This window comes from Rhizobium aouanii, from assembly GCF_037002925.1.
Lineage (GTDB): Bacteria > Pseudomonadota > Alphaproteobacteria > Rhizobiales > Rhizobiaceae > Rhizobium > Rhizobium aouanii.
On record NZ_JBAMYD010000009.1, the window covers coordinates 153,889 to 180,076 of the forward strand.

23 protein-coding genes are annotated in these 26,188 nt (G+C 61.1%); 5 read left to right on the forward strand and 18 right to left on the reverse strand.

The features are described 5' to 3' along the window. The first annotated feature begins 28 nt into the window (after positions 1–28). Genes V8P77_RS17450 through V8P77_RS17460 form a run of 3 tightly spaced genes read left to right on the forward strand, consistent with a single transcriptional unit; the run spans position 29 to position 3,181 of the window. On the forward strand, positions 29–445 hold the full coding sequence (locus V8P77_RS17450) for an acyl-CoA thioesterase (RefSeq protein WP_131641011.1): 417 nt from the start codon (positions 29–31) through the stop codon (positions 443–445). 29 nt (positions 446–474) lie between these two features. Next, positions 475–1,998 carry a class I adenylate-forming enzyme family protein gene (locus tag V8P77_RS17455; protein ID WP_335913562.1) on the forward strand — a complete coding sequence of 508 codons (1,524 nt, stop codon included), beginning with the start codon at positions 475–477 and terminating at the stop codon, positions 1,996–1,998. Then, a complete protein-coding gene (locus tag V8P77_RS17460) occupies positions 1,976–3,181 on the forward strand; it encodes a thiolase family protein (protein ID WP_335913563.1) in 1,206 nt (401 codons plus the stop codon). The genes V8P77_RS17455 and V8P77_RS17460 overlap by 23 nt, the downstream gene beginning before the upstream one ends. A gap of 20 nt (positions 3,182–3,201) precedes the next feature. Here the strand turns inward: V8P77_RS17460 and V8P77_RS17465 are convergent, their stop codons facing one another. Beyond that, on the reverse strand, positions 3,202–3,660 hold the full coding sequence (locus tag V8P77_RS17465) for a carboxymuconolactone decarboxylase family protein (protein ID WP_335913564.1): 459 nt from the start codon (positions 3,658–3,660) through the stop codon (positions 3,202–3,204). A gap of 393 nt (positions 3,661–4,053) precedes the next feature. On the opposite strand from V8P77_RS17465, the gene V8P77_RS17470 reads away from it, so the two are divergent. Together V8P77_RS17470 and V8P77_RS17475 are read left to right on the forward strand one after the other, a co-directional pair. Next, positions 4,054–4,818, forward strand: a complete 765-nt coding sequence (locus V8P77_RS17470; RefSeq protein WP_335913565.1) for an SDR family oxidoreductase — start codon at positions 4,054–4,056, stop codon at positions 4,816–4,818. 49 nt (positions 4,819–4,867) lie between these two features. Next, complete coding sequence (locus V8P77_RS17475) at positions 4,868–5,281, forward strand: cupin domain-containing protein (protein ID WP_335913566.1); 414 nt, start codon at positions 4,868–4,870, stop codon at positions 5,279–5,281. Positions 5,282–5,326: 45 nt separating this feature from the next. Here the strand turns inward: V8P77_RS17475 and V8P77_RS17480 are convergent, their stop codons facing one another. The 17 genes from V8P77_RS17480 to V8P77_RS17560 all read right to left on the reverse strand — a co-directional run bounded on the left by V8P77_RS17480 (position 5,327) and on the right by V8P77_RS17560 (position 26,129). Further along, a complete protein-coding gene (locus V8P77_RS17480) occupies positions 5,327–6,610 on the reverse strand; it encodes a cystathionine gamma-synthase family protein (protein ID WP_335913567.1) in 1,284 nt (427 codons plus the stop codon). A 73-nt stretch (positions 6,611–6,683) separates the two neighbouring features. After that, on the reverse strand, positions 6,684–7,763 hold the full coding sequence (locus tag V8P77_RS17485; RefSeq protein ID WP_335913661.1) for a YihY/virulence factor BrkB family protein: 1,080 nt from the start codon (positions 7,761–7,763) through the stop codon (positions 6,684–6,686). Positions 7,764–9,495: 1,732 nt separating this feature from the next. Beyond that, entirely contained in the window at positions 9,496–9,681 is a 186-nt protein-coding gene (locus V8P77_RS17490) for a hypothetical protein (protein WP_335913568.1), read from the reverse strand. A gap of 865 nt (positions 9,682–10,546) precedes the next feature. Then, the gene (locus V8P77_RS17495) at positions 10,547–11,440 is read right to left on the reverse strand and encodes a protein-L-isoaspartate O-methyltransferase family protein (RefSeq protein WP_335913569.1); all 894 of its coding nucleotides are present in this window, start codon (positions 11,438–11,440) and stop codon (positions 10,547–10,549) included. 328 nt (positions 11,441–11,768) lie between these two features. Continuing rightward, positions 11,769–12,278: a GNAT family N-acetyltransferase gene (locus V8P77_RS17500; RefSeq protein WP_335913570.1), complete on the reverse strand. Its 510-nt coding sequence runs from the start codon at positions 12,276–12,278 to the stop codon at positions 11,769–11,771. Between the two features lie 155 nt (positions 12,279–12,433). Then, entirely contained in the window at positions 12,434–13,504 is a 1,071-nt protein-coding gene (locus tag V8P77_RS17505; protein WP_168281254.1) for an ABC transporter ATP-binding protein, read from the reverse strand. Positions 13,505–13,524: 20 nt separating this feature from the next. Further along, entirely contained in the window at positions 13,525–15,045 is a 1,521-nt protein-coding gene (locus V8P77_RS17510; protein WP_335913571.1) for a DUF5060 domain-containing protein, read from the reverse strand. A 33-nt stretch (positions 15,046–15,078) separates the two neighbouring features. Beyond that, a complete protein-coding gene (locus V8P77_RS17515) occupies positions 15,079–15,963 on the reverse strand; it encodes a carbohydrate ABC transporter permease (RefSeq protein ID WP_335913572.1) in 885 nt (294 codons plus the stop codon). Beyond that, positions 15,960–16,859: a carbohydrate ABC transporter permease gene (locus V8P77_RS17520; RefSeq protein ID WP_335913573.1), complete on the reverse strand. Its 900-nt coding sequence runs from the start codon at positions 16,857–16,859 to the stop codon at positions 15,960–15,962. The genes V8P77_RS17515 and V8P77_RS17520 overlap by 4 nt, the downstream gene beginning before the upstream one ends. 93 nt (positions 16,860–16,952) lie before the next feature. Beyond that, positions 16,953–18,206 (reverse strand): ABC transporter substrate-binding protein, encoded by a 1,254-nt coding sequence (locus V8P77_RS17525; protein WP_335913574.1) that lies wholly within the window; start codon positions 18,204–18,206, stop codon positions 16,953–16,955. 70 nt (positions 18,207–18,276) lie between these two features. Then, positions 18,277–18,921, reverse strand: coding sequence for a dihydroxyacetone kinase subunit DhaL (gene dhaL / locus V8P77_RS17530; protein WP_335913575.1), 645 nt, complete (start codon positions 18,919–18,921; stop codon positions 18,277–18,279). Between the two features lie 3 nt (positions 18,922–18,924). Continuing rightward, positions 18,925–19,929 carry a dihydroxyacetone kinase subunit DhaK gene (locus V8P77_RS17535; RefSeq protein WP_335913576.1) on the reverse strand — a complete coding sequence of 335 codons (1,005 nt, stop codon included), beginning with the start codon at positions 19,927–19,929 and terminating at the stop codon, positions 18,925–18,927. Between the two features lie 55 nt (positions 19,930–19,984). Beyond that, the gene (gene apnL / locus V8P77_RS17540; RefSeq protein ID WP_335913577.1) at positions 19,985–21,844 is read right to left on the reverse strand and encodes a D-apionate lactonase; all 1,860 of its coding nucleotides are present in this window, start codon (positions 21,842–21,844) and stop codon (positions 19,985–19,987) included. Then, positions 21,841–22,875, reverse strand: coding sequence for a Gfo/Idh/MocA family protein (locus tag V8P77_RS17545; protein WP_335913578.1), 1,035 nt, complete (start codon positions 22,873–22,875; stop codon positions 21,841–21,843). The genes apnL and V8P77_RS17545 overlap by 4 nt, the downstream gene beginning before the upstream one ends. A gap of 1 nt (position 22,876) precedes the next feature. Then, positions 22,877–23,941 carry an ABC transporter permease gene (locus V8P77_RS17550; RefSeq protein ID WP_335913579.1) on the reverse strand — a complete coding sequence of 355 codons (1,065 nt, stop codon included), beginning with the start codon at positions 23,939–23,941 and terminating at the stop codon, positions 22,877–22,879. Further along, on the reverse strand, positions 23,938–25,488 hold the full coding sequence (locus V8P77_RS17555) for a sugar ABC transporter ATP-binding protein (protein ID WP_335913580.1): 1,551 nt from the start codon (positions 25,486–25,488) through the stop codon (positions 23,938–23,940). Before V8P77_RS17555 ends, V8P77_RS17550 begins: the two co-directional genes overlap by 4 nt. Beyond that, complete coding sequence (locus V8P77_RS17560) at positions 25,485–26,129, reverse strand: DUF2291 family protein (RefSeq protein WP_335913581.1); 645 nt, start codon at positions 26,127–26,129, stop codon at positions 25,485–25,487. The genes V8P77_RS17555 and V8P77_RS17560 overlap by 4 nt, the downstream gene beginning before the upstream one ends. Positions 26,130–26,188: the final 59 nt, after the last annotated feature.

Sequence of the window (26,188 nt, forward strand, 5' to 3'; positions counted from 1 at the left end):
TAGATCACCCCGTCGAATTGGTGATCGAATGAGCGTTGACGACAGGCCTTTAGCATCGTTCCGGGTCTCGATGCGAGACATCGACATCTATGGTCATGTCCACAACTCCCGTTATCTCGACTATTGCGAAGATGCGGTCGTCGAGTTCCTGCGGCAACGGCAAATTCTCAGCCATTTTCGTCACACTTCCTCCGGCGTTGCCTATCACGTGAAGAAGGCGGAGATCACCTTTCACAGCCCGATCGACCTCGATGATGTTGTCGAGGCAAAGGTGGATGTGGAGAAAATCGGGCGCACGAGCCTGTCCTTTGCCATAGAACTCTTTCGCCAGCGCGATGGCGCCCATTGCGCATCGGCGCATTTCGTTTGGGTCTGCGTCGGCCTCTCCGACAGCCGCCCGACGCCGATCCCGGAAGGGACCAGAGCCGCTCTGTCTCCCGGCTGATTGCCGATCATTCAAACCATCGGGTGTCCATGCCGATCCATGCGCAGCTTCTTCGACATGCAACGGAGACACCGGACAAGACGGCGCTGGTGATCAACGGGCGCTCGCTCAGCTATGGCGAGCTCTATTTGCGCGCCAAGGCAATTTTCCGGTTTCTCAAGGAGTTCCCCCGCTCGAACCACCGCATGTTCGATCTGCCCGGCGTTGAGACGCTTGCCGCTCTCAGCCTTGGCAACCATATCGGCTTTGCCGAGTATTTTGCGGCGGCGACGGCTTTCCCGAACGCCTGCGCGGTCATCGACCCGATGATGCCGTCGGAAACGGTCGAACGCATCATCGAGCGCCTAGCGCCGGACGTTTTGATCGTCGACGACGATGCGGGGCCGAGCGCTGAAATTGCTCGAAGACTCGGCATCCCCGTCGTCGTCGCCGGAGCGGAGCCCTTCGACCTCGGCGCGGGGGGAGACGATCTGGCTGTCGATGCCGACGGGATATTCCTGATCGGCTTTACATCGGGAACCACCGCCGAGCCGAAGGCCTATTATCGCTCGCGCGAGCAGTGGCGCAGGAGCCTCGATCGCGGACGCGTCGTTTTCGAACTCGAAGATGCGCCGTCGACCATGTGCCCGGGGGCGCTCGCGCATGGCCTGGCACTTTATGCATTGGTCGAAGCCTTGGATGCCGGGGCAACCTTTCATTCGGTCCGGAAATGGGATCCGGGCGCGGCCGCACGCACACTCTCTTCGGAAAGAGTCGAACGGCTGGTTGCCGTACCCACCCATATAGCCGGCATTGCAAGGGCCTGGACGGGCGAACCTGCCCTGGCCTCCCTGCGCGATGTCCTGACTGCCGGCGCCAAGCTCGATGTGAACGGTGTGGAATCCATGCGCCGCCTTTTCCCGAAGGCGCGCCTCCGGGAATATTACGGTGCATCCGAGATCGGTTTCATGACGGTCTCGACCCTTGTCGGCGGCGAGATCGATTTTCCGATCGACCGGGTGGGACAAGCCTATCCCGGCGTGGAAATTTCCATTCGCGATCCCGATGAGAACGACGTCGGGACCGATGTGGCGGGAACCATATTCGTCAGGAGTGATCTGATCGCTGATGGATATCTTTGGGGCGACGATGGTCAGGCCTTTCGGGTCACAGAAGCGGGAGCGACGGTCGGAGATCTCGGCGAACTCGATGCCGATGGCATGCTGCGGGTGATCGGCAGGGCCGGCGGCATGATGATATCAGGCGGCAACAACGTTTATCCCGCCGAAGTCGAGAGCGCGCTCAAAGCCTGCCCCGGGGTAGAGGATGCTGTTGTCTTCGGACTGTCGGACGCCTATTTCGGCCAACGGATCGTCGCCGTCGTCTCGGGAGAGACGGTGGACCCGAAAATCCTGGCTGATCATTGCGCGCAGATGCTCGGGAAGTACAAGATCCCCAAGCAATTCTACCATATGAGGTCCTGGCCGATGACGAGCAGCGGGAAGATCTCGAGGGGGCAAGTGGAGCAGGCCGTGATTTCTGGAGACGATCGTGTCCTACGCCTTTCAGCCTGACGAGGATTGGCAGCCAGTCGTGGTTGCCGCCTACCGGTCGCCGATCGGCCGGGCTTTCGGATCGCTTGCGACTGTCGCGGCAGAAGACCTGATTGCGCCGATCATCCATCGGATCCTGTCCGAGACGGGAATTGCGCCCGAAAGCATCGACGATGTGCTGGTGGGCAATGCCGCCGGCGGCGGCGGAAATATCGCGCGGCTGGCAGCACTCGCCGCAGGCCTGCCGATGACGGTTCCAGGTGTTGCGATCGATCGGCAATGCGGCTCAGGCCTGGAAGCGATCATCATGGCAGCCCGCCTGATCCAGGCGAAAGCCGGCGTGTGTTTTCTGGCCGGCGGCGTGGAGAGCGTCAGCACCGCGCCATGGCGCGTCGAGAGGCCGAAGGCGAATGGCGCGCCGCCGCGTTTTTTTGGGCGCGCCCGGTTTTCGCCTGACACGATCGGCGACCCGGAAATGGGTGTTGCTGCCGAAAACGTCGCCCGTCAGTTCGGCATATCGCGGCAGAGACAGGATGAATTCGCTCTGCGCAGCCATAGGCTCGCTGTAGCGGCGGCCGAGGCAGGCATCTTTCGCCCCGAGATCGTTGACATTTCCACCGGCCACGGTCTGATCGAACGGGACGAGTGCCCACGCGCGGCTACATCCCTCCAGGCGCTCGCAAACCTCCGGCCGGCCTTCCTGGCGGATGGTTCGGTGACCGCCGGCAATGCCTGCCCGCTGAACGACGGCGCCTGCCTGGTGCTCGTCATGAGCCGTGGCATGGCGAAAAGCCTCGGCCTCGAAAAGGGCCTTGCCTTCATCGACAGCGCCGCTGCCGGCGTGGATCCCAACCTGCTCGGCATCGGCCCGGTCGCCTCGACCAGGAAGTTGCTGCAGCGTCAGTCCGGGCTCTCGCTCACCGACATCAATGCCATCGAATTCAACGAGGCCTTCGCCGCCCAGGTTCTGGCATCGCTGGACCAGCTCGCTATCCCTGCCGACGCGATCAACAAGGACGGCGGAGCCATTGCGCTCGGCCATCCATTCGGGGCCTCCGGCGCAATCCTCGTTACCCGGCTATACAGCCAGTTGATCCGTAATACCGGCGGAAGCTGGGCGCCTGGCGCGACTGCCTTGGCCATGATCGGCATCGGCGGAGGCATCGGGTTGACCGCCATGTTCGAGGCTGCCCAGCTTTCCTGACCCGGTGAAGGCGCAGACCGTCAGGCGGCGGCGCGTTTGTGATCGGCCGGATGCTGAAGCCGGAACCCGATCGCCAGCCTGTTCCAGGCATTGATCATCGCAATACCGATCGAAAGGGCCACGAGCTTGTCATCCGAGAAGTTGGCGTGCGCCTCTTCATAAACGTCATCCGGCGCATGGCTTTTCGCGATCTGAGTAAGAGCCTCGGCCCAGGCGAGCGCCACCCGCTCCCGTATGCTGAAGAGCTGCGACTCTCGCCAGGCGTTTAGAAGCAGCAGCCGGTCATCCGTTTCGCCGAGCTTCAGCGCGTCCTGGCGGTGCATATGCAGGCAATGCGCGCAGCCGTTCATTTGGGAAACACGCACTTTGACGAGTTCGAGCAGCTTCGGATCGAAACTTCTCGCAATCCAGGCTTCAACGGCCACGAGGCCGTCGATGCCGCTGTTCTTATGGGCCATGAAGTTCAGACGCTTGGTCATTCTTATCTCCATCGTGCGGATTGATCGCCGAAGTACCGGCTTGCAGACCAGTGAATACGCCTTGCCTTCCGGCTCGGTCATCTGCCCCAACGGTAGGTTCGGCCGATGCCTGTTGACGTGATGTTCCTCCATTTCAGCCAACCGGCTCATCGCAGAGCCAGTTGGTCTACTGCGTTCGCATAGTGTGACAGCGACCGAGGGAGAATAGTTTGGGACCGCGATCGGGCGCATTCTCTGCCCATCGGTTACACCGGCCGTACCGGCGGCGGTCCCGATGAAGTCGCTTCACTCACCGAGGACGCGGTTTCGCCACGCCGTGCAGTCGCCTGCTCGCTTTCACAACAAAGGCAAGTCAACAGAGGAAACTCCTCGTAAAGGACAAGGAGACTACCCATGAAAATCGTCGTTATCGGCGGCACCGGCCTCATCGGCTCGAAGACCGTGGAAAGATTGCGCAACAAGGGGCACGAGGTGTTGGCGGCTTCGCCGAATTCGGGCGTCGACACGATCACCGGCAAGGGCGTGGCCGAAGCGCTCGCTGGCGCGCAGGTCGTGCTCGATCTCGCAAACTCACCCTCATTCGAGGACAAGGCCGTCCTGGAATTCTTCCAGACGTCGGGCCGCAATCTGCTCAAGGCAGGGGCCGCCGCCGGCGTCAAGCATCATATCGCGCTGTCGATCGTCGGCATGGAGCGCCTGCAGGGCAGCGGCTATATGCGCGCCAAGATGGCCCAGGAAGAGCTGATCAAGAGCTCTGGGTTACCCTACACCATCGTGCACTCAACCCAGTTCCATGAATTCATTGCGGGCATCGCCCAGTCAGGCACCGTCGGTCAGATCGTGCATCTATCGCCGGCCTACGTGCAGCCGATCGCCTCGGACGACGTCGCAGACGTCATGGCCGAGGTGGCGCTCGGCACGCCTGTGAATGGCACGATCGAGATCGGCGGGCCGGAGAAAGTCCGCCTCACCGAAGTCGTGACGCGTCTCTTTAAGGCGACGAACGATCCGCGCCAGGTGGTCGCCGATCCGCACGCCCGCTATTTCGGCGTCGAACTCGAGGACAATTCGCTCGTGACCGGAGCCAAGGCACGGCTCGGCCAGATCCGCTTCGACGATTGGCTCAGCCGTCAGCCGCCGCAGAAAAAGAGCGCCTGACAGCGAGGCTGCGCCCGTCGACCCATTCTATTAACTGAGGAGACCAGACATGCTCAGGAAAATGATCTCGGCAGCGGCCTTCGCGCTTGTCCTTGCCGCCGGCACTCCGGCTCACGCCGGAGGTGGGAAAGCGAAGATAAGCGTCGCTTTCGACCAGAAGCTTCCCAATGTTCCCGGCAAGAGCATGAAGGCTGTGATGGTGGAATATGAGCCCGGCGGCATCTCGCCCGGCCATACCCATCCGGATTCGGCCTTTATCTACGCCACCGTTCTCGAAGGTGCGATCCGCAGTGCGGTGAACGAGGGCCCGGTGAAAACATATAAGGCCGGAGAAAGCTTCGCCGAATTTCCCGGCGATCACCACAGCGTCAGCGCAAACGCCAGCGACACCAAGCCGGCGCGCCTGCTTGCGGTCTTCGTGCTGGACACCGGCGAGACGGAACTGACGATCGACGACAAATAGAGTGGTACTCGATGCCCGGCGCCGCCGGGCATCGTTGCCCCCCGATCACGCAGCCTGCAGCGCTATCTCGAGGTCGGCGATCAGATCGTCCGGATGCTCGATGCCGATCGACAGGCGGATCGTCGATTCCAGAACGCCGATGCGCTGACGGACATCGGCGGGCACGCCGGAATGCGTCATGGTGGCCGGATGGCTCGCAAGCGATTCCGTGCCCCCGAGGCTGACCGCGAGCTTGAAGATCTGCAGCGCGTTCAGGAATTTGAACGAGGCAGGCTGACCGCCGCGAATGTCGAAAGAAAAGGTGGAGCCCGCGCCGGTGCATTGCGCGATGAAGGTCCGGCCGGCCGGCGATTCCGGATCGTGGTAGGGCAGATAGTGGACCTTCTCGACTTTCGGGTGATCGCGCAGATAGTCGGCAACGGCCCGCGCGTTGCTATTTGCCCGTTCCATGCGCAGCTGCAGCGTTTCCAGCGAACGGCCGAGCATCCAGCAGGAATGTGGATCGAGCTGGGTGCCGATCGCGCCGCGCAGGGCCTTGATCTGCTTGATCACCGCCTTGCGACCAAGAACGGCGCCGGCGATCAGATCCGAATGACCACCGACATACTTCGTCAGCGAATAGAGCGAGATATCGGCGCCGTGCTCGATCGGCCGCTGGAAGACCGGCCCGAGCAGGGTATTGTCGCAGACGATAATCGGCATGTGGCCTTGTCTTGCACCGATCGCGTCGGCCACGCGTCGGATCATCGCGACATCGACCAGGCTGTTGGTCGGATTGGCAGGCGTCTCGATCAGGATGACAGAGACGCGACCCTTGGCCATCGCCTCTTCTGCCGACTTTTGCACCGATCCCTCGCTGACGCCGTCGGCAAACCCAATAGCGGCGACGCCGAAGTTCAGAAAAGTCTTTGCCAGCAACGTTTCGGTTCCCCCATAGAGCGGCTGTGAATGCAGGATCGCATCCCCCGGCCGGACGAAGGCGAACAGAGTGGTGGCGATTGCCGCCATGCCGGATGAAAACAGCACGCCGCTTTCCGTCCGTTCGTAGACGGCGAGCCTGTCCTCGACGATCTCGCTATTCGGATGGTTGAAGCGCGAATAGACGAGGCCGGCCCCCTTCCCCTCGGGCGGCTCGCGGCGGCCAGACACGTAATCGAAGAAGTCGCGGCCATCTTCCGCCGTCTTGAACACGAAGGTCGAGGTTAGGAATACCGGAGGCTTGACCGCCCCTTCCGAGAGTTCCGGATCGTAGCCGTAATTCAGCATCTGCGTTTCGGGATGCAGGGCATGATTGCCGATATGGGTTTTGGAAGGATGCGGGGCGGTCATCATCGTCTCCTGTGTCGGGACTGGCGAAATGTCAGAATACATCAAAACTATAGGAGAGGAGCAATCTTCGCGGTCAGTTCCTGATCTCGCCCAAAGTATCCGCGACATAGGCGCCTCGCGCTCCCATTGGCAGCGGCGTTCCTGTCGTCGTGTCCCTCGCGGTCTGATGCTCCAGTTCTGCGTTGAGCTCTCCTCCGACGATGAGAATGACGACGGAAAGCCAGATCCAGATGAGGAAGCCTATCAGCGCCCCGAGCGTGCCGTATGTCGCGTTGTAATTGGCGAAATTCTCTAGATAGAAAGAGAAGCCGAGCGACATGGCGGCCCAGGCGATCGTGGTCAAAACCGCGCCCCACGTCATCCACCGGACCTTGGCAGCCTCCCGGCTTGGGCCAAAGCGGTAGACCATTGTGACGGCCACCGCAACCACGAGCAGAAGCAGCGGCCACCTAAGGAGAAGAGCCATGTGCTCCTTGAATTGATCGAGCCAAAGATAGGAGAGCACAACTGGCATCACACCAACGAGGGCCACCATGACGATCGCAAAAGCTATCGCACATAGGGTAAAGCAGAGGCCCGTCAGATTAAGCCGCACCAGGCTTCGCTTCTCCTTTTCCTCGTAGGCCACGTTCATAGCGTCGAATATCGCCAGCGTGCCATTATGGGTGCTCCATAGCGCGACCGCGAGGCCTACGAAAAAGGTTAGGCCAAGTGTGCCGTCGCGCCGCTCGACGAGCGCCTTGATCTGATCGGCAAGAAGATCGAATGCGCCGGGTGGCAAGAGGACAGCCAACTCGCGAAGATGTTCGGATATGGTAACCGGATCGGCAACCAACCCATAGAGAGCGACGAGGGCCGCCAGGGCAGGAAATATCGCCAGCAAGAGATAGAAGGTCACGCCCGCCGCGATGAGAGTGACGCGGTCGTCTAAAATTTCATGGAAGACGCGCCAGAAGACGTCGCGAAGGCCGCTGAAAGGGATAGCCTCGGGCGTACTGGCGCTGCGGCCATGATCGTCACCTGCGTGGCCAGTACCCGCAGACGGAGCGGCCGACCTGCGCTCGACTGCCTGCATGTAGACAAGCGCGCCGATCGCTGCGGCCATCATTGCAGCCGCGGTGGAGAATCTCTTACGTTGAACCACATCACGCATGTGGATGGTCTCCGATCTAGTGCGGAGATAACGCGGCGCGTCGCTAAAGGATGCAAGCCATTGCTTTTCTGCGGACATTTGATGCAAGACCGAGATCGTCCGTTTCCCTAATCGGGTGAGGAAGCAGGGATTGAAACGATTGAGCCGCGTCGCCACTGCGCTCAGTATCTCCTAAAGCAAGGCCAATGGCGTAGTTTCAGAAATCATAATACATTGATATTGCCGCACAAATCACCATTCGCGGAAGCAAACGAGGGCTTTAGTTCCCTTGCTGCACGCTGGTGCTTGGGCGCCGCCAGAGGGTAGATCTGTGCGGAGCCAAAATCGGAAGCGGCGCTCGGCCCTTGCTGTCACCCGATTCCCGCGCCTATCAGGCATCTGCAACGATGCTTTCTGTATCGGTCCGCAAAACAATAGCGCCGCTGACAACGACGTGCAATAGCCGCTTCTGGCTTCAACGCGCAAATGCCGATCCGTGGCTGCGAGCCGATTGTTTTCGCTCCGTGTGCCCCGTGGCAAGCGTCGGTGATACCGAGAGAATGCCCGCCTGCAGACGCGATCTCGATGGCGTCGGTGGTTGCTTGATAGTGTCTCGGCGGTACGCGCTTAAATCGATCAAGTGGCCACGCGTGGGCTGAGCTGAGCGCCGGGTGGTGGGGATGCGGTGCGCGCCGCTTCGGACACAGCGTGGCGCTACTTTGCGGTAGGGGCCCCTCCCCGACCGGCACTGCAAGAGCTGCTCCGGCATCCCGTTTGTAGGTGCAGGAACATCTTCCGGCGTATCGGCCGGGGATGAACGCAGCTCTTCTGCAGTGGCTGGCAGCGGGGCTGCACGCTATCAAAAGCCTGTATTGGAGACGGGCGCCGCCCATTCGGGCATGTGGGACGGTCTGGGCTCTACGGTCGGCTATCTCAGGACAAAGTGGACCCAACGCTGTCCCCACATATGCTCGGCTCGCTGCCGCAGGCATATCGACGATAGTCGCCGCTGCGTCGGTGCGCTGACGGACGTGCTCTAGGTCAGCGACTGCCTGTTCGCAGTGGGCTGATGCGCCCGACGGGTTCGACCGTGAGCTACCGATCCTGCAGGATGAAAGGATGCCCCTGCCCTTCCGCTCGGCCGTACGAAGAAACGCATGACAGCGCGACGGTCGGGCTGCTGGCCGACTTCTAAGGAGCCGACTGCATGGCCGATGGAGCAGCCGACCCTCCGCCCTTTGCCCGGTGAAATCCCAAATCCCAGCTGCAAGGCCCAGCGTTGGCTCATCCTGTTGTTGTCCGCGGACAACCGGATTTTCCGCCAGGTCGTTTGATCGCGAAGCGGTTTCATACGCCGGCCGAACAGGCGTGGCGTATACGGCTTGAAGATCTCTGGCAGGTCCGCAATGCCGAAGCCTGTACTATGTTTGGCAAGGAGAAGAGCGCCGTCCAGCCGAAAAATTGCGGGGCTGTTGGCGCCTCGGTTTCATTCATCGAGAGAGATGTACGGCAAGGATGGGGGCAGCCTCAGCGCCATCGTCCTTGCGGCTCTTGCGTCCCCATGGTGGGGCGGCAATCGATGGCTCTCATCGCTTAACGAAAAGCTGGCTGACTAACGGCAACGCGGCGCTCCGGCAGAACGGGTGCCCCAGCTGAGTTGATCGGGAAGACGGCCAGCCCCGTCCTTCGAGGCTCCCACCGGCCGCCTCAGTTCGGGTAGAGAGGGCGGCGCGTGACGGCAGCAGACTGTAGGTCAAAGGCTGAACCCTTGGGTGATGCAGCGGATAGCCGAGCGCCGGCCGTAGCATTCGCAAGTGGGCGAATGGTGGTTGTTGTCGCCGTCGTTGGTGATCGGCGACCGATCTGTCAGGTTGGTGATCGCCTTGTTCGACGCCTCGACCAATTCGGTCGTCGGTCGGGTGGAGATAAGTGAGGCCACATCATTGATCGGGCGAAGGATGGGACACTGCGCGGCCAAGACGGATCGTCGTCGATCTTTGAGACGATCTCCCTCGCGGCAGGCTCTTGGCGCACCCACAGTGCGATCCTGGTGCGCCGCCCATCAACTATTTCGCGGTGGACCAGATCGACCTGCAGGAAGTCGGAGGGAATCGCTGCCCCAGATCCCCCGCTCGCCAAGTTGTCCGCGGACAACCCGCGCGCCCAGATCCAATCGCGTGCCAGAAAAGGCTGCATTCGCCTGGGGCTCGTCTATGATATCGGCGCGGCCGCTAGGCTTGAATTTGCCGCATTGCGGCACTACCTCGTGACAGACCGAAGCGCTTAACCCCTCCGAGCCGCTTCGGTCCGACGGACAGCACTCCTCCTCCCAGGCTGTCGGTCCCTATCGAAGCCCGGCGCACCTCTCCCGCGCCGGGCTTTTGTCATTCTGACAATGTCCGGCGGACGGGCAATGAAACCTCGTTTCCCATGCGTCTCGATCCGCTCCTGGTAAGATGTACCGGCATCTGGCGTCTGTGGCGGCGACAGGTTGCCTGTAACGGCGATTTGTGCTCGCTCGGATCCTGGCCTTTGGTCCGATTATCAAACGTGAAGGCCGACAAATCTCAGCTGGAGGTTCTCCGGCACCGGATAGGGCAGGGCTCTGATAGCCAGCTTGCGCGGAGCGTGCTCTTGCGCCAGATGTGGGTGTGTTGACGGCACCGTCGGTCAGAAACGAGGCGAGCTGACTGCGTCGATCGAAAGGGAGTATCGCCTCGGAGAACGTCGAGCTCTTTGGCGAACTGAACCACATCGCTCTCGTTCCTCGCTGAGATCAGGCAGTCGACTGCCGCACGGATGGTTCAGGCGTCGTCATAGCACAGCGCCCATTGGTCGCCGATATACCAGCAGCGTCCTATCCGCGGCTCCGTTTTCCAGAGCAGGCTTTTGACGAACTCGACGCCGCCGCGCCTAAAGGCGGCTGTCAGCGCCTCGATCTCGTTGTCATCGATTGACAGCCCACCATTGGCGCAGACGAAATAAGCCGCGCCGATCCAACGCGCCGCAAATCCACTCTCGCCGCGTTCAATCCGAAGTGCAGCACCATGGGATGCGTGACGGCCGCCCTTGGGCGGTCGGTCCTGGCGCGGTACGCCGAGTGGCAGCACCAGACGCCCTCCAGGCCGCAGCCTTTCGATCCAGGGTTCCGCGGGCCGCGCGACGGCAAAGTTCACATAGATCGCATCCACCTCCTGCTGCGGCCATTGACTGCCGTCAGCGTTAATGACGCTGACATTGGCGCGATCGGCAAGTGCTGCTTGAGCGTGGGCAGCCAGATCGAGGTCCATCTCGATGGCATAGACATGACCGGAAGCGCCGACAAGCTCGGAAAGAATGGCGCTGTAATAACCGGTGCCGGCACCGATATGAGCGATGCGGTCGCCGATTTGTATGTCCAGCTCTGCCAGGAGCCGGGCATGCAGTGAGGGACTGCCATTGTTGACACCCTTGTCGGGCTGCAGGGCGAATAGCACGTCCTGATAGGCCAGAACCAAGTTGGAGGAGGGGAGGGGGCGATATCCGCCGCCCAGATTGGCGATCTGCCATGGCGGCGCACCGAGGAATTTTTCGCGCGGGACGGTGGCAAAGGCAGCTTCGATCCGCGGGTTCGTCGTCGCGGCGGTTGCCACCACCTGGTGGGCGTAAGCGCGGCGGATCACCGCCAGTTCGTCGGCGGTGAACCTCGCAGTCGGCATGGGCAAATCTCCGGGCATGGCTTTGATCTGTTCCTTTTTTACGTCTTTGCGGCTCCAAATCGATCTCTATCCGACGCTTGATCCATTCGAGAGGGAACTCGTGACGGAAGTTAAGCCGAAAATCTCTTCCGTTATGGAAAACTACCTTGTTACTTCATGATGTTAATATGCCGCAGGCTACAAAATTTAACTTTGTCGCCACACATCAAAGTCCTAGCCTGAGGCAGTATCGGCCTATCGGCCCCCTCACAACAGGCGACGCTGGGCAAGGCTGAACCGGTCCGGTCCCTTGGATGCCAAGCACTCCGACAGCGCCATCGAACACGTTTCAGGCCTCGGGTATCGTGTGGTGTCTGGCGTCCACTCTGAAACGCTTCTTGATCCTGTCGACGGGCGTCCCGTCCTGAAGCGGAACCTGGACCAGCCGGTCATAGGTCTCGAAGCCCATTTTTGCATAATAACCAAGCCCGCTGACATTGTCGGCCCGGATGGTCGCATTGATGAATTCGAGCCCGAACTGTTCCGCTGCGGCTCGGGTTGCCGGGAAAAGAGCGCTGCCAACGCCGCGAGTTCTTGGGCTGATTCGGGCAAAGGTCGCGATGTCAGCGACGCCTCTCGGCGGGTCGCCGTATAAGCTGAGCGATTGAAAGCCGACGAGCGCCTGATCGTGCTCTGCAACATGACAGGTAAGCGGAAACTCGCCGTCGATGAACCAGTCCGCGAACTCGGCAGCCGACAGCGGCGTCTCGAGTGCGGTCGTTCCGCCGGCAAGGATGATTTCGTTCAACAGACTGCTCAGCTCCTCCGCGTCGGCGGAGACGGCTCTTCGAATGTGCATGTCTTTTGGCTACCTCGTCTTCGACGAACAGCCTATCGGCGAGATCAGAGATTACAAGTCGCCAATTCGCTGCGAAGACGAGGAATCATCAAGCACGCCCGATGCCGTCAAATTCCGGTTTCGTGTTCGACGGACTTGCTCCGGGCCTTTCGTCTTCAGGCGCTCAAACGCTGCTGCGTCTGCCGGTCGAAGAAGTGAACCTTGGCCGTTTCGAAAGAAAGCTTCACCGGCTGTTCCGGTACCAGCTCGACACGTTCGCGAACGACCCATGTCAGCTCCCTGCCTTCGAGCTCTACGGCGACATGGGTTTCCGATCCCGTGGGTTCGACCACCTTGACCACGGCATCCACACCGTTTTCGCCACCAAAGGTGATGTCTTCGGGACGAATACCCAGCGTCAACGGTCTGTTGGCGGCATTGGCTGGAGCCCGCGAAAGCGCTACACGTGACCCACCCGGCAGCGACAATGCCGGGTTGCCTGCGCCCTCAAGAGTTCCCTCGAGAAAGTTCATCGCGGGGGAGCCGAGGAAGCCGGCGACAAAGATGTTGCGCGGTCGGTCGTAGAGCTCGAGCGGACTGCCGATCTGTTCGACCCGACCGCCGTGGAGCACGACGATCTTGTCAGCCATGGTCATGGCCTCGATCTGGTCATGGGTGACGTAAACGATCGTGGTCTTCAGGCGCTGGTGCAGAGCCTTGATCTCCGCTCTCATCTTCACCCGCAGTTTCGCATCCAGATTGGAGAGCGGCTCGTCGAAAAGAAAGACTTTCGGATCGCGAACGATGGCGCGGCCCATGGCGACGCGCTGTCGCTGTCCGCCCGACAGCTGCGCAGGCTTTCGATCGAGAAGCGGCTGCAATCCGAGAATTGCCGCAGCCTCACCGACCTTCTGTTCGATTTCTGGTCGCTTGACCCCGGCGAGCTCGAGCGCAAATCCCATGTTCTGGGAAACCGTCATCTGCGGGTACAACGCATAGTTCTGGAAGACCATCGCAATATCGCGATCCTTCGGCTGCAGATTGTTCACGACCCGGCCGTCAATGCTGATTTGACCGGCGGTGATATCCTCGAGCCCGGCAATCATGCGCAACAATGTCGACTTGCCGCAGCCGGAGGGGCCGACGAGAATGGTAAACTCACCGTCGGCGATCTCGACGTCGACACCATGAATGATATCGACCGTGCCGAAGGATTTCTTGACGTTTCTGATGCTCAAGCCAGACATTTCGCACCCCTTGTCATCTTCTAGCGCTTCCTGCGCACGCGCAGCGCCTGGTACGGCTTGCGCGGAATTTTCACGCCGAAGGCCGCGTCCGGCTTGCCGCCACGCACGACCGAACCATGGCGTGTCGGATGCGGAACGGGAGCCTCCACCTTCTCGACCGGCGTGATCGTCATCTCCCACGTGTCGATGAGATCGACATCATAATCGTCGCTGTCGACCGGCAGGCCCGTGGACCAGATCACCGGCTGATGCTCGCCGAAATAAATCAGGCGGAAATCGCCGTCGCCGTCGCGCGCGCCCGACACGCGGGACCAGGGCCATTCGCCGATGATGCCCAGCGGCTCGAGGCCGTGCTTGACATCGGCTTCCAGGAGGTCGCGGAGGAAGGCGATGCGCTTCCACGCTTCGCCACGCAGTTCCCCGCCTTTTGCCCACCAGATCAGGTCCTCGGGATGGGAATAGGTTTCGCCATGGCCGGCATAGCCGCCGCGCGCCATCGTGATCCAGAAGCGATGGACGAGCTCCTGCGCATTGAGATTGCCCCATGATTGCAGGATGTCGCCCTCATATTCCGGCTCGTCGTTGACGACAGGCTTGCCGTAGGCATCGCGCCATTCCTGAGTCCGCTTGACGTCAGGGTTCTGGATGCAGGTGTGCGTGACCCATGGCTTGCGGTGATCGAAATTCGCCGTCACGTCGCCATTATGGATGGAGCGCAGGTGCCGGTAGGGGTCGTTCTCTTCCAGGATGTGGAAGTAGCGATCCCACTGCTCCATCGGCTTCGTATCGATGAGGAAATCATATTCATTGGCAAGCGACCACCAGACGTTCCGGTAGGCGGCGAGACGAGCGGCCAGATATTCGACATAGCGGAAATCCTGTTCGGCCGACATGTCGGCATAGCCCCACCGGTCATAGGGGTGGAAAATGATGATATCCGCTTCGATCCCCAGTTCGCAGAGCGCTGCGACCTGCTTTTCGAAGTGCTGGAACGAGGCGGGGTTCGGACGGTCGAAGTCTTCCCTTCCGTCCGCCCCGCGCTCGAAGCAGGCGTGCAGCGGCTCGTTGACGTTATAGGGATAGTCCTTCGGAAACACGCCCATCCGCATCTTGTTGAAGCGGGCCTTCTTGAGGGTTTCGAGGGTCTGCTTCTGCATGTCGAGCGGCTGGTGCGTCCAGGCATAGCAGGTCGTCCCGAAGGACAGGAACGGGGTGCCGTCGGCATAGGCGAAGTGGAACTTGTTGCGCACGCGCACCGGGCCATGATTGCCGGCCGAAGGCCTGGTCGCAATCAGTGCGCCGGTCTTGCCGTCGAGTACGGCAGTCTTGGAACGGGTCAGAAACGACCATTCGCCCTCGCTATCCGGCATGAAGCGGATGCGGTAGGTGCCGTTGCCATCATAAAAGCCCGGCACGCGAACTTCGCGGCTCTTGTGGGTGAATACGGCATCGAATGCCACGTCGAGATAGGGATTTCCGTCGGAGGGTCCATCAAAGGAGGCCTCGAACACGCCCCATTTTTCGACTGTTGCATCAGACATAGAATATTCTCCTCGTGGATGCTTTTCGTGGCCCTAGCCTTTGACGGCGCCGGAGGTCAGGCCAGAGACGAAGTAACGCTGGAAGATGAGATAGACGATCGTCGCCGGCAGGACGGTCATCACGATGGCGGCATTGAGCTGGCCGTAATTGCTCGAGAACTGCCCCTGAAACGACATCAGGCCGAGCGGCAAGGTCCACATGTGCTGATCCTGGAGCAGCACCAGCGCCATGGCGAATTCGTTCCAGGTGGAAACGAAGTCGAGGATGAGCAGTGCGGCAAGCACGGGCAGGCACACAGGCAGACAGATCCGTCTGAAGATGATGAAGTGACTGGCGCCGTCGATCAGTGCTGCCTCCGACAGCTCCTTGGGAATGCTCTTGAAGAAGCCGTGCAGGATGAAAACCTGATAGGGAACGCCGAAGGCGATGTAGGGAAGGATGACGCCGGGATAGGTATCGATCAGGCCGAGTGAATTGACCAGGGTGAAGAGCGGCGCAAGCATCACCTGGAAGGGGATCATCGTGCCGAACACGACGAGCAGCAGCAGGGCCTTGGTGATCTTCAGCTTGATCTTGGCAAGGGCATAGGCGGCCATCGCCGAAAGGAACAGCCCGAGCGGCACCTTGATGACGGTGATGATGACGCTGTTGAAGAAGGAGTTTGCGAAGTTGCCGCGGCTCCATGCGGCGCTGTAGTTTTCGAAAGCGAGCTCGGTTGGCGGCACGAAGGCGCCCGTGCCCGTGACCGCCGCCGGCGTCTTCAAGGAGGTGAAGACGATGAAGACGAATGGCGCGACCCAGACGAGCGCCACGATAACAAGCGTGATCCAGAGGCCGATCAGAATCGGGTCCCGCTTCATCGACGATGGTTCGACCTGCAGATGCACCGCGGTCTGGTCGGTCGGTACTGCTGTCACGATTCGACCTCCTCGTGCTTCTGGGTCCATTTGAGATAGGGAATGACGACGGCCATGGTGATCAGCAGCAGCACGACCGAAATCGCCGCGCCTCGTCCGAAATCGAAGATCTGCATCGCCTGCGTGAACGCCCAGAGCGCCAGCATCTGGGTGGACTGCGCCGGCCCGCCGCCGGTGAGGCCATAGACGATGTCGAAGGCCTTCAGGGAGGAGATGACGGAAAGAACGAGAACGATCGTGATCGTCGGGCGCAAGGCCGGCAATGTCACATGCTTGAACACCGCCCAGCGGCCGGCGCCATCGATGCGCGCGGCCTCCACAAGCGTCTGAGAGACATTCTGCAGGCCCGCGAGAAACAGGACCATCGAGAAGCCGACCGTCTGCCAGAGATAGGCGACGAAAACGGAATAAAGGGCGATATCCCTGTTGCCCAGCCAGTCATTGATCCAGCCCTGCATGCCCCACGAAGTGAGCAGCTGGCTGAAAAGGCCGAAGAACGGATCGTACATCCACTTCCACATGGTGGCCACCGCGATCGGCGCGATGATGACCGGCAGATAGAAGATGGCCCTGAGGCCATTGCGGCCGAATATCTTCTGATTGAGGCTAAGCGCCAGCAGCAGTCCGACCATCGGGGGAAAGATCAGGCTCATCAAGGTCCAGATGACGGTATTGCGGAAGGCAACCCAGAAGACAGGATCCTTCGTGAATATCGCCTGGTAGTTCGCAATCCCCACGAAGTGCCGATTGGGATCGAGCCCGTTCCATTTCTGAAAGCTCAGGATCACGACGTTGAGCATCGGGTAGAGGGCGAAGACGGCATAGATTGCCAGGGCCGGCACGAGCAGGATGAGCGCTTGTACGCGCGGATCATGTGTCGATTGTCGAAGTGACATGCTTTCCTCCTGGCAGTGATGCGGCTGCCAGCTGATGAAAGAATGTGCCAGTCGATCGACCGCTGGGTCGATCGACTGGCACCTCGGGAGGAATCAGGTTCTGCTGGCGATGAAGCTCTGCAGCTGCTTGGCCGCCTCGGCGGGCTCGGTGTTGCCTGAAGCAACATCGTTGATGACCCGGAAGTACTCCGTCGTGACGTCGAGCGGGAACGCCTGATCGCCGTTCATGTAGACCTTGCCGTATTTCTGGAAGATCCCCAGCCATTCCGCCTCGAGCGGCTTCTGGTTGGCATATTGTACGTTCTTGTTGACGGAGGTCGAACTCAGCTGGCCAAGCAGATCCTGCTGGACCTTCGTCGAGAGGAAGTAGTCGAGGAACTTCGCCGCTACGTCAGGGCTCTTGCTCTTGGTGCTGATGTAGTTGTACTCGGCGAAACCGTAGAGACGATCGGTGTTGGTCGGGAAGGGGAAAATCCCGTAGTCGTCGAGATTGGCGCCGGAGCCGTTAAGCTGGCTGACCAGCCAGTCGCCTTCGAGCATCATCGCCGCACGGCCCGCGGTGAAGAGGCTGTAGGACTGTTTATTGTCGATGCCCATGAATGGCTGCAGCGTATAGTCCTTCGTCCATTTCGCAAATTCTGCGAATGAGTCCGCCGTGCAGGGTTCCTTGGTCCAGTCCAGCGTCATCGCCTTCAGCGCGTCGTGCTTTTCAGCGCCGCACTTCGTTTCAAGGATAACGTCCATGAGGCGCATGACGTGCCAGTTGACCGTCCCGCCGAAGGTGAAGGCGGGAATGCCGGCGGCCTTCAGCTTATCGGCTGCGGCAAGGAGTTCCTCGTAGGTCTTCGGCTCTTCCGTGATACCAGCCTGTTCGAAGAGCTTCTTGTTGTAATAGACGGCCTCGCCCTTGAAGGTGAAGGGGACGCCGTGCTTGCCGCCGGGATAGAGGTCGGCAAAAGCCGCTGCCGAGGGCAACAATTCGTCGCTCCACTTATACTCGGCATAGTATTTGTCGAGGGGCAGGGACAGACCGGCCTTGACATACTCACCACCGAGACCGAGGCCGGCCCAGCTGAAATAGATGTCGGGTCCCTTGTCGGAGCCAGCAGCGACGCGCAGGGCGGTCTTGTGCTCGTCGACGGCGCGCTGAACGATCTCGACATGCGTTCCGGGGTTTGCCGCTTCGAAGTCGGTGGCCACCTTTTTCAGAGCCGTGTTGGCAGCATTGTTGTCGAAGTTGAGGGTCCAAAGCGTGATGTCTTCCGCAAGAACCGGCGTGGCCGATAGTGACGCCACGGCGATCGCCACGATGCTCGCAGTCTTCAATTTCGCAGAAAGGGTCAGCATTACCGTCCTCCTCTTGTAAAGCCGGCCCCTTGTTGCAGATAGTCATCGACATGTCAACTGGTATGATGAGCTAACCATTGCCGCGCTGCGCAAATTTTGCCATTGCGGCGATGATGATGACGGCCGAGGCGGCACCGGGATCGATGTGCCCGATCACGCGGTCCCCCAATCGCGAAGCCCGTCCCTTGGCCGCCGTCATGTTGCTGGTCGCTTCACAGCCTGCCCGCGCTGCCCGCTCGGCTGCCTCGAAGCATTGGGGGAGGGGCTTTCCCGACTGCCAGGCGTCGAGTGCCGCGTCAGCCGCGGGCTTCCAGGCGTCAACCATCGTCTTTTCACCGGGCTCGGCCTTTCCGCGTTCCTGGATTCCCTGCGCCATTGCCGCAAAGACACGCAGGAAGTCGTCATCGCTCAATGTCTGCTTGTCTTTGGCGGCTGCTCCGGCGCGCATGAAGGCCGTGGCATATAAGGGGCCGGACGAAGCGCCGACCGCATTCAGGAATGCCTTAGCCGCGACGTTGAATGCGGCTGTCGGGGCGATCTCGGCGTCAAGCTCGCCGACCGCTTTCGCCGCGGCCTGGCAGCCCGCATCCATGGCAAGGCCGTGATCCCCATCGCCAATCGCACCGTCCAGTTCGCAAAGTTGATCTCGTTCCGCCGCGATATCCTCGGCAATCGCGGCAAACAAGCGCTGCAGATCTTCGGTCGTAAACGTCATTGATCACCTCGCAAACATCGCGCAATCACAGGGGTGGTCGATCAATCGCTGAAGCTCGTCGTCAAGATGCATGACCGTGATCGACGCGCCGGTCATTTCGAGCGACGTGCAGTAGTTTCCGACGAGCGACGTATGGAGGATGAGCCCGGCATCGTCGAGCCGGGACTTCACGCGCCGCATCATGATGTAAAGTTCCATCATCGGGGTCGAGCCCAGCGAATTGACAAGCACCGCGACACGATCGCCGCGGGCTGCTTTCATTTCGCGAAGAATGCTGTCCATGAGTTCGTCGGTCACCTCGTCGGCCGGCTTCAGCGGCTCGCGCGCCACGCCAGGCTCCCCATGGATTCCCATTCCGATCTCCATCTCCCCTTCGCCGATCAGGAAGTTCGGCCGGAGGGTCTGGGGCAGCGAACAGGGCGAGAGCGCCACACCCATCGTATAGGTTCGCGCATTGGCATGGCGAGCGACACGCTCGACATCGTCAAACGAGTAGAGAAGATCGCAGGCTGCGCCGGCCGCCTTGAAGATGAAGACGTTGCCCGCCACGCCTCGTCGCCTGTCCCGCTGATCGGCAGGGGCGGATGCCACGTCATCCGTGGTGAGCACGGTGCGCACTTCGATCTCGTCAAGCGCAAGCATCTCGGCGGCCATGTCGAAGTTCATCACGTCGCCGGCATAATTGCCATACATGAACAGGACACCGGCGCCGCCGTCGACCGCCATGGCGCAGGCGATGATCGGATCGGGCGGCGGCGACGCGAAGACGTTGCCGATTGCGGCCGCGTCCGCCAGCCCCTTGCCGACAAACCCCAGAAATGTCGGTTCGTGCCCCGATCCGCCGCCGATGACCAAGCCGACCTTGCCCTTGCGGGGCCCGTTTCTGGCAATGATTGCGCGGGGCATGTTCTCCACGGCGTACAGATGGCGCGGATGCGCCGCCAGAATGCCTTGCAGCATCTCATCGACGGCATCTGCGCCCGAATTGATAAGCTTCTTCGTCTTCATGCTGATCCTCCCATTGCGAGCTCCGCCTGCATAAATGCGGTTGCACCGCCGAAGGTCAATCCGCCAGCGGGAGGGCTGCGGTCGCAAACGGCGCGAGCAGCAACTCTTTGCCCGCATCTGCCGCCCGGCATGCGCCGCAATCGACCTTTCGTTCTTCGCCCGTCAGATTGACGATGTGAAGCCTGGCGCCTGCGGCATTCCGTGCAACGAAAGACAGGACCTCGGAGGGTGAGGAGGAGACGCATTCCTGCCAGGATGCGCCAGCCAATCGCGACAATGTCCGCACGGTGTTGAACAGCGGGCGCCGCCCGCCTTGCTCGGTCGGTTCGGCCGGACCGGCGATCAAACCGAACGGGCCTGACAAGGCCGAGAGCGTCAGGCATTCCAGATCGGCATCCAGCACCCGTATCGCGTAACCAAGCGCGAAGGCCTCGGCGAAACGTCCATTGTGGCGCGGGTCGCGGTTGGCCATGGGGATGCGTGCGCCCACCGGATTGTCCATCGTGCGGCTGCCATAGGGGTTCTGCCGCATCGGGATCGTCGATGGGCCGATCCGGTAGGGCTTGTCGCCGTAGATCGCACGCACCGACCGCGTGATGAAGGGCAGCGATTCCAATGTCTGCATGACGCTGAGATCGTCGGCGGCATGCACGATCGGATTGGTGCAGTGGCTGACAAAGTCGATCTTCCCGGCCGGCACGCGCTTGCGGTTTAGTTCAGTGAAATAGCTCAGCACACCGCCGCCGATGCGAATGCCGGGAAAGGCGGCGCGGGCAGCTGTATAGACTTCATCCAGGGGCGGGCATTCCGGCCATTTGCTTCCGGGCGGCGTCGATTGCCGGTCGACGGATGGCGAGATCATGATCGCATCCGGCCGGAATTCCGCCAGCCTCATCTGGCGGGCGATCTCGGCCGCCTCGCTTGACGGCGACGATTTGCAGGGAAGGGCGATCTCCAGCGTCGAGCGGCCGCGATGGACCGTCGCGATTGCTGCGAACCGCCTGAACGCGTCGACGCCGTGCCCGACGCCGGGGTCGAAATGGAAGAGGAGTTCCTGGGGAGCGATTTCCGTCAGGACGGACTTTGCCGACAGCGTCGCATCGGCCTCTTCGGGCGTAATGATCACGCCGATATCAGGCATGGTGCCGGTTCGCGCCCCGGGTTCGAGTTTTATGGCGCCGCCCGACATCCCAGGAGGAGGCCGTGTCGAACCGCGTGCGTCCCCGATGACCAGCGACGTTTTCTGCCGAACGGGCCGATTGGCGGGAATTTCATACGGCCAGGGAAGAGCGAGCGGCCTGACATAGGTCTTGTAGGATGCGTCCGACCAGTTCCTTTGATCTTCCATTTCAAACGTGTCGCCCTCCATCCGGCATTCCGCCTGAACGTCAGGCATAACCTCGTGGGTGATGGCGCGCATGTTCTTGAACGGCTGCCAGGGCTCGATGAGATCGGGAAACCGTGTCGCCACGATCTGCCCGTCGACATGCTCGACCGTCGCCGGTGAACCTGCCGCGCCGACGATCGGATGCAGGATGCAGAAACCGCAGCGGTTGGTCTCGAAGCCGGTCGGGGCGATGGCTTCGGCCTCGAAGTCGAGCCGGTCCGGACTTCCGACGATGCGAACATCGATGATGAGCTTCGTATCATCCGGCCCCACGCAGCAGGCCCGATAAGCGACCTCGAAACGATCGTCACTCTGCTCGATCCTGAGATCGGCGATTTCAGGGCTGTACGTCCCCCAGTCCCGGTCGCGAACGAGATAGGAAATCGCCCTGAGCACCTCCGTTCCATCGTAACGGATCGTGCGGAGGTTGCCGTTGGCGAGATCGGCTTCCAGTTTTCCGGCTCTCAGGCGAACTGGCGGCGGATCGACGAGGCGAGTGCCGTAGAGCTGGAACGCATCAACCGTCATCGCAGCATCGCTCCGATATCGATCGTCTGTCCCTTGGCGGCACTGTCATACGCGGCCTCGACGAGCGCAAAAGTTTTCAGATTGTCGGCCCCTGAGGTCGAATGCTCGGCGCCGCGCTCCAACTGATCGACCCAATGCTGCTGGATCGCGTAGACACTTTCCTGGATGTTGTGCCAGGGCCGCGAGGCCCATGCCAGCAGCTTCGGAGACACGTCCGTGGTGGTGGTGCCCTTGGCGTTGGTGATTTCGAGGCCGTAACGCTGGGTTAGCCGGATCGTGCCCTCCGAACCGTCGAGCTCGATCAAGGTCTCGGGGAACGGCTCCCTGGAAAGCCTGGTGGCGTAGCTGACATCGACGACCGACGTGGCGCCGTTTTCATGATCGAGCAGAATGGTCGCGACATCCTCGCCCTTGATTCTGGGATTGACCCGCTTGGTGCGGGCCGTGACCGAGCGAACGTCACCAAGGATATAACGGGCGATATCGAGCGTATGGATGCCGAGGTCTTCGATGATGAAGCGCTCACCTTCGGCCAGATAGGGCTGGCCGGAGAAGACGTCGTAAGCCGAACGGAAGGAGAAACGGCCCCAGAAGGGGGTGCCGATCGCATCCGCGTCCAGCGCCTTGCGCACCGCCTGCATCGGCGTCTGCCAGCGAAAGTTCTCGTGCACCATCAACGGGATACCGGCATTGCGGCACGCCTCGACCATCGCCTTCGCGTCCGACAAGGTCTTGGCGAACGGCTTCTGGCAGATGGCCGGCACCTTGTTCCGAGCCGCCATTTCGACGAGAACGCGATGGCTTTGGACCGTTGTGGCAATGTCGACGAAATCAAAACCGCCATCGGCGAACAAAGCCTCGGCATCGCCATAGCGGCGGTCGATGCCGAACTGGTCGCCGACGATCTTCAGCCGCTCCGGGTCACGATCGCAGATTGCGACGATGCCTGCGCCCCGAACGTCATTCCAGGCATGCATCTGGTTGATCGCAAAGAAACCGCAGCCGATCAAAGCCCCTTTCAATTCCGTCATATCAGCCTGCCTTTGCCATCTGCATGAGGGTGACGCGCTGCTGCAGGCGGCGCTGCGCCTGGTCGACCACGACGGCGATGATGATGACGAGGCCCTTGATGACCATCTGCCAGAAAGAGGAGACGCCCATCATCACCAATCCGTCGGAGAGGATGCCGATGACGAAGGCGCCGATAATCGTGCCGCCAATCGTGCCGCGGCCGCCCGACATCGAGGTGCCGCCGAGCACGGCTGCGGCGATCGCATTGAGTTCGAAGCTTTCGCCGGTCGCCGGGTGGGCTGCCATCAGCTCGGAGGAGATAACGACGCCGACGATGGCGGCGCAAAGTCCGGAGAACATGTAGACGAAGATCTTCACGACATCGACCCGGATACCGGACATGCGCGCAGCCCGTTCATTGCCGCCGACGGCGAAGATGTGACGGCCGATCGGTGTCGAGCGCGCGACATAGGCTGCCAGCAGCGCAAGCACGATCAGAATCCAGATCGACACCGGCAGACCGAGAATGCGTCCGGCGCCGAAGAAATCGAAGCCGGTCGTGGCATATTCAGGCCGGCCGACAAGATTCGGAAAGGTCTGGCCGTCCGACGACAGTAAAGCGAGACCGCGGGCGATATAGAGTGTGCCGAGCGTGGCGATGAAGGGCGCAACGTTGAGCTTGGTGATCAGCAGGCCGTTGATCAGACCGATGAGCAGGCCGATCGACAGGGTGATCAGCACGATCTCGAAGAGGTTGAAAAAGATCGTATAGCCGATCGGCAACTCGATGCCGTAAAGGATCAGGCCACCGGCGACCATGCCGCAAAGCCCAACGATTGATCCGACCGAGAGATCGATGCCGCCTGTGATGATGACGAAGGTCATGCCCATCGCCAGGAAGGCGTTCAGCGCTACATGTTTCGACATCAGGATCATGTTCGCCGTCGAGGTGAAGTTCGGGGCGAAAATCGCAAAGAAGATGATCACGGCAAATAGCGCGATGAACGTCCTGAGCTTCATCAGCGTCAGAAGCGCCGAGCCGTTGGTGCCCTTCGGAGCGAGAGTGGTTGATGTAGTCGCCATCATGACGCGAGTTTCCCTTGATGTCCGTGTCCCTTGGCCGAAGCCGCGATAATGGCTTCTTCCGTGGCCTCGTTCCGGTCGAAGACGGCGACCAACTGGCCGTTGCTCAAGACCGCGATGCGATCGGAAAGCGCCATGACCTCTTCGAGGTCGGAAGTCGAAAACAGAATGGCGAGCCCGTTTGCCGCCAGCCGCCGCATGGTTCGAAACACATCGGCCTTGGCGCCGACATCGATGCCGCGGCTCGGCTCGTCCATCAGAAGCACCTTCGGATTGGTCATCAAGGCCTTACCGATAACGACCTTCTGCTGGTTGCCGCCCGACATCGAGGTCACCTCGAAATCCGGGTTCGGCGCCTTGATCGAGAGATCGCGGATTGCATCGCGAATGGCACTCTTCTCAGCCCCCCTGTCGATATGGAAGAGCCGGGTGAAGCGCCCAAGGCTCGCCAGCGTCAGGTTGGAGGCGATGGAAAGCACCTGGACCAGGCCTTCCCGCTGCCGGTCTTCCGGAATGAGTGCAAGGCCGCGGCGGATGCGCCGGGTGGTGTCGCGGGCGCGAACCTGCTTGCCGTCGATGAAGATCTTGCCGGTCGAGTGTGTGTGACGGCCGATCACGCATTCGAAGAATTCGCTGCGCCCGGCACCCATCAGGCCGTAGATGCCGAGGATTTCGCCCGCCTTGACCGACAAGGAGACATCGTTGACCGAAAGCCCGCCCGTCGGCCGCGGCAGGCTGATGTTCTCGGCGCGAAAGACTTCGGCTCCGACGGCGTGGTCCACGGACTTCGCAAAATCCTTGGCATCCGAGCCGATCATCGAGCGCACGATCCAGCGCGTGTCGATGTCGCGGACCATCGCCTCGCCGGTGACCTGACCGTCACGCAGCACCGTGATGTAATCGCCGATCCGCATCAGCTCTTCGAGCCGATGCGAGATATAGACGATTGCCACACCCTGGGCCTTCAGTTCCGCGATCACCTTGAACAGGATCTCGACCTCGGCTGCCGAAAGCGCCGACGTCGGCTCATCCATGATCAGGATACGGGCATTCAACGACATCGCCTTGGCGATCTCGACGAGCTGCTGCTGGCCGATCGGCAAATCCTCGACCATCGTATCCGCCTCGATCCCGGCATCCAGACGCTTCAGAAACGCATTGGCCTTTTGAACCTGTGCCTTGTGGTCGATGCCGAGGATGCCGCGGGTGATTTCGCGCCTGGCGAAGATGTTCTCGGCGACCGACATGTTGGCGAAGAGATTGAGCTCCTGGAAGATCATGCCGATGCCATTCGCCTGCGCGTGCGCCGGGCTGTCGAAGGATACGGGCTTGCCATCGAGGATGATGCGGCCGAGCGTCGGACGCTCGACACCGGCGATGATCTTCATCAACGTCGACTTGCCTGCACCGTTTTCGCCGACAAGGACGTTCACCGCGCCGCGGCGCAGCTCGAGATTGGCGCGCTTGACGGCGACGATGCCCGAATAGACCTTGGACACGTCGTCGAGGCGCAGGATGATGTCGTCATTTTGTGCCTCTCCTTCGGTCATGGGCTAACCTTCAGTTCCGAAGGCGTTATGAGCGGCAGCTCACCGCTCTTCGGCAACGGAAAGGCGCCGATCGCGGTCACCGTCTTGCCGGCGAGGCCCTCACGCGGGATGGCAGAGAGAAAGGTAGTATTGGCCTTCTCGTTGAAGGCTTTGCCGAACTGCGCCCACTCGATCTGGTTCTTGAATTCGTTGAAATTGACGAATTCCAGCGTGTCGCGGAGCGCCGTGCCGCGCAGCGCCGGCCCGATCTGCACCTTCGCATCGGCCTTGCCGTCGCCATCGGCGTCGACATCGAGCGTCGCCGCGCGCGACGCCGTATCGGCCGCGACAACCTTGCCGGTGATCTTCACCGCATAGGTCCATGGCGAGCTGCTCTGTTTGCGGGGATTACCATATTTCTCGCCTGCGGCGTCGGGGCTGGAGGCGGCCAATTGCATGACGTCCTTGAGGTCGCCGGCGCGTTTTTCGAAATAGGGCACTGCCTCAGACTGCCAGATCGCCTCGACCTTTGCATTCGGGTCGAAGGCGGTCTTGGCCGCTGCCGCCGCCTTTTCCTCAGCCGTCGGCGTCTTGATGATCTTGCAACCGGGCAAGGCGGCCGCCACGACGGCAGCGAGCAGGGCGCCCTTCACTCTCAACATGCTTTAAACCTCGACGTCTTGCAAAATGCATTGCGGAGGGCGCAGCGCTGCGCCCTCCG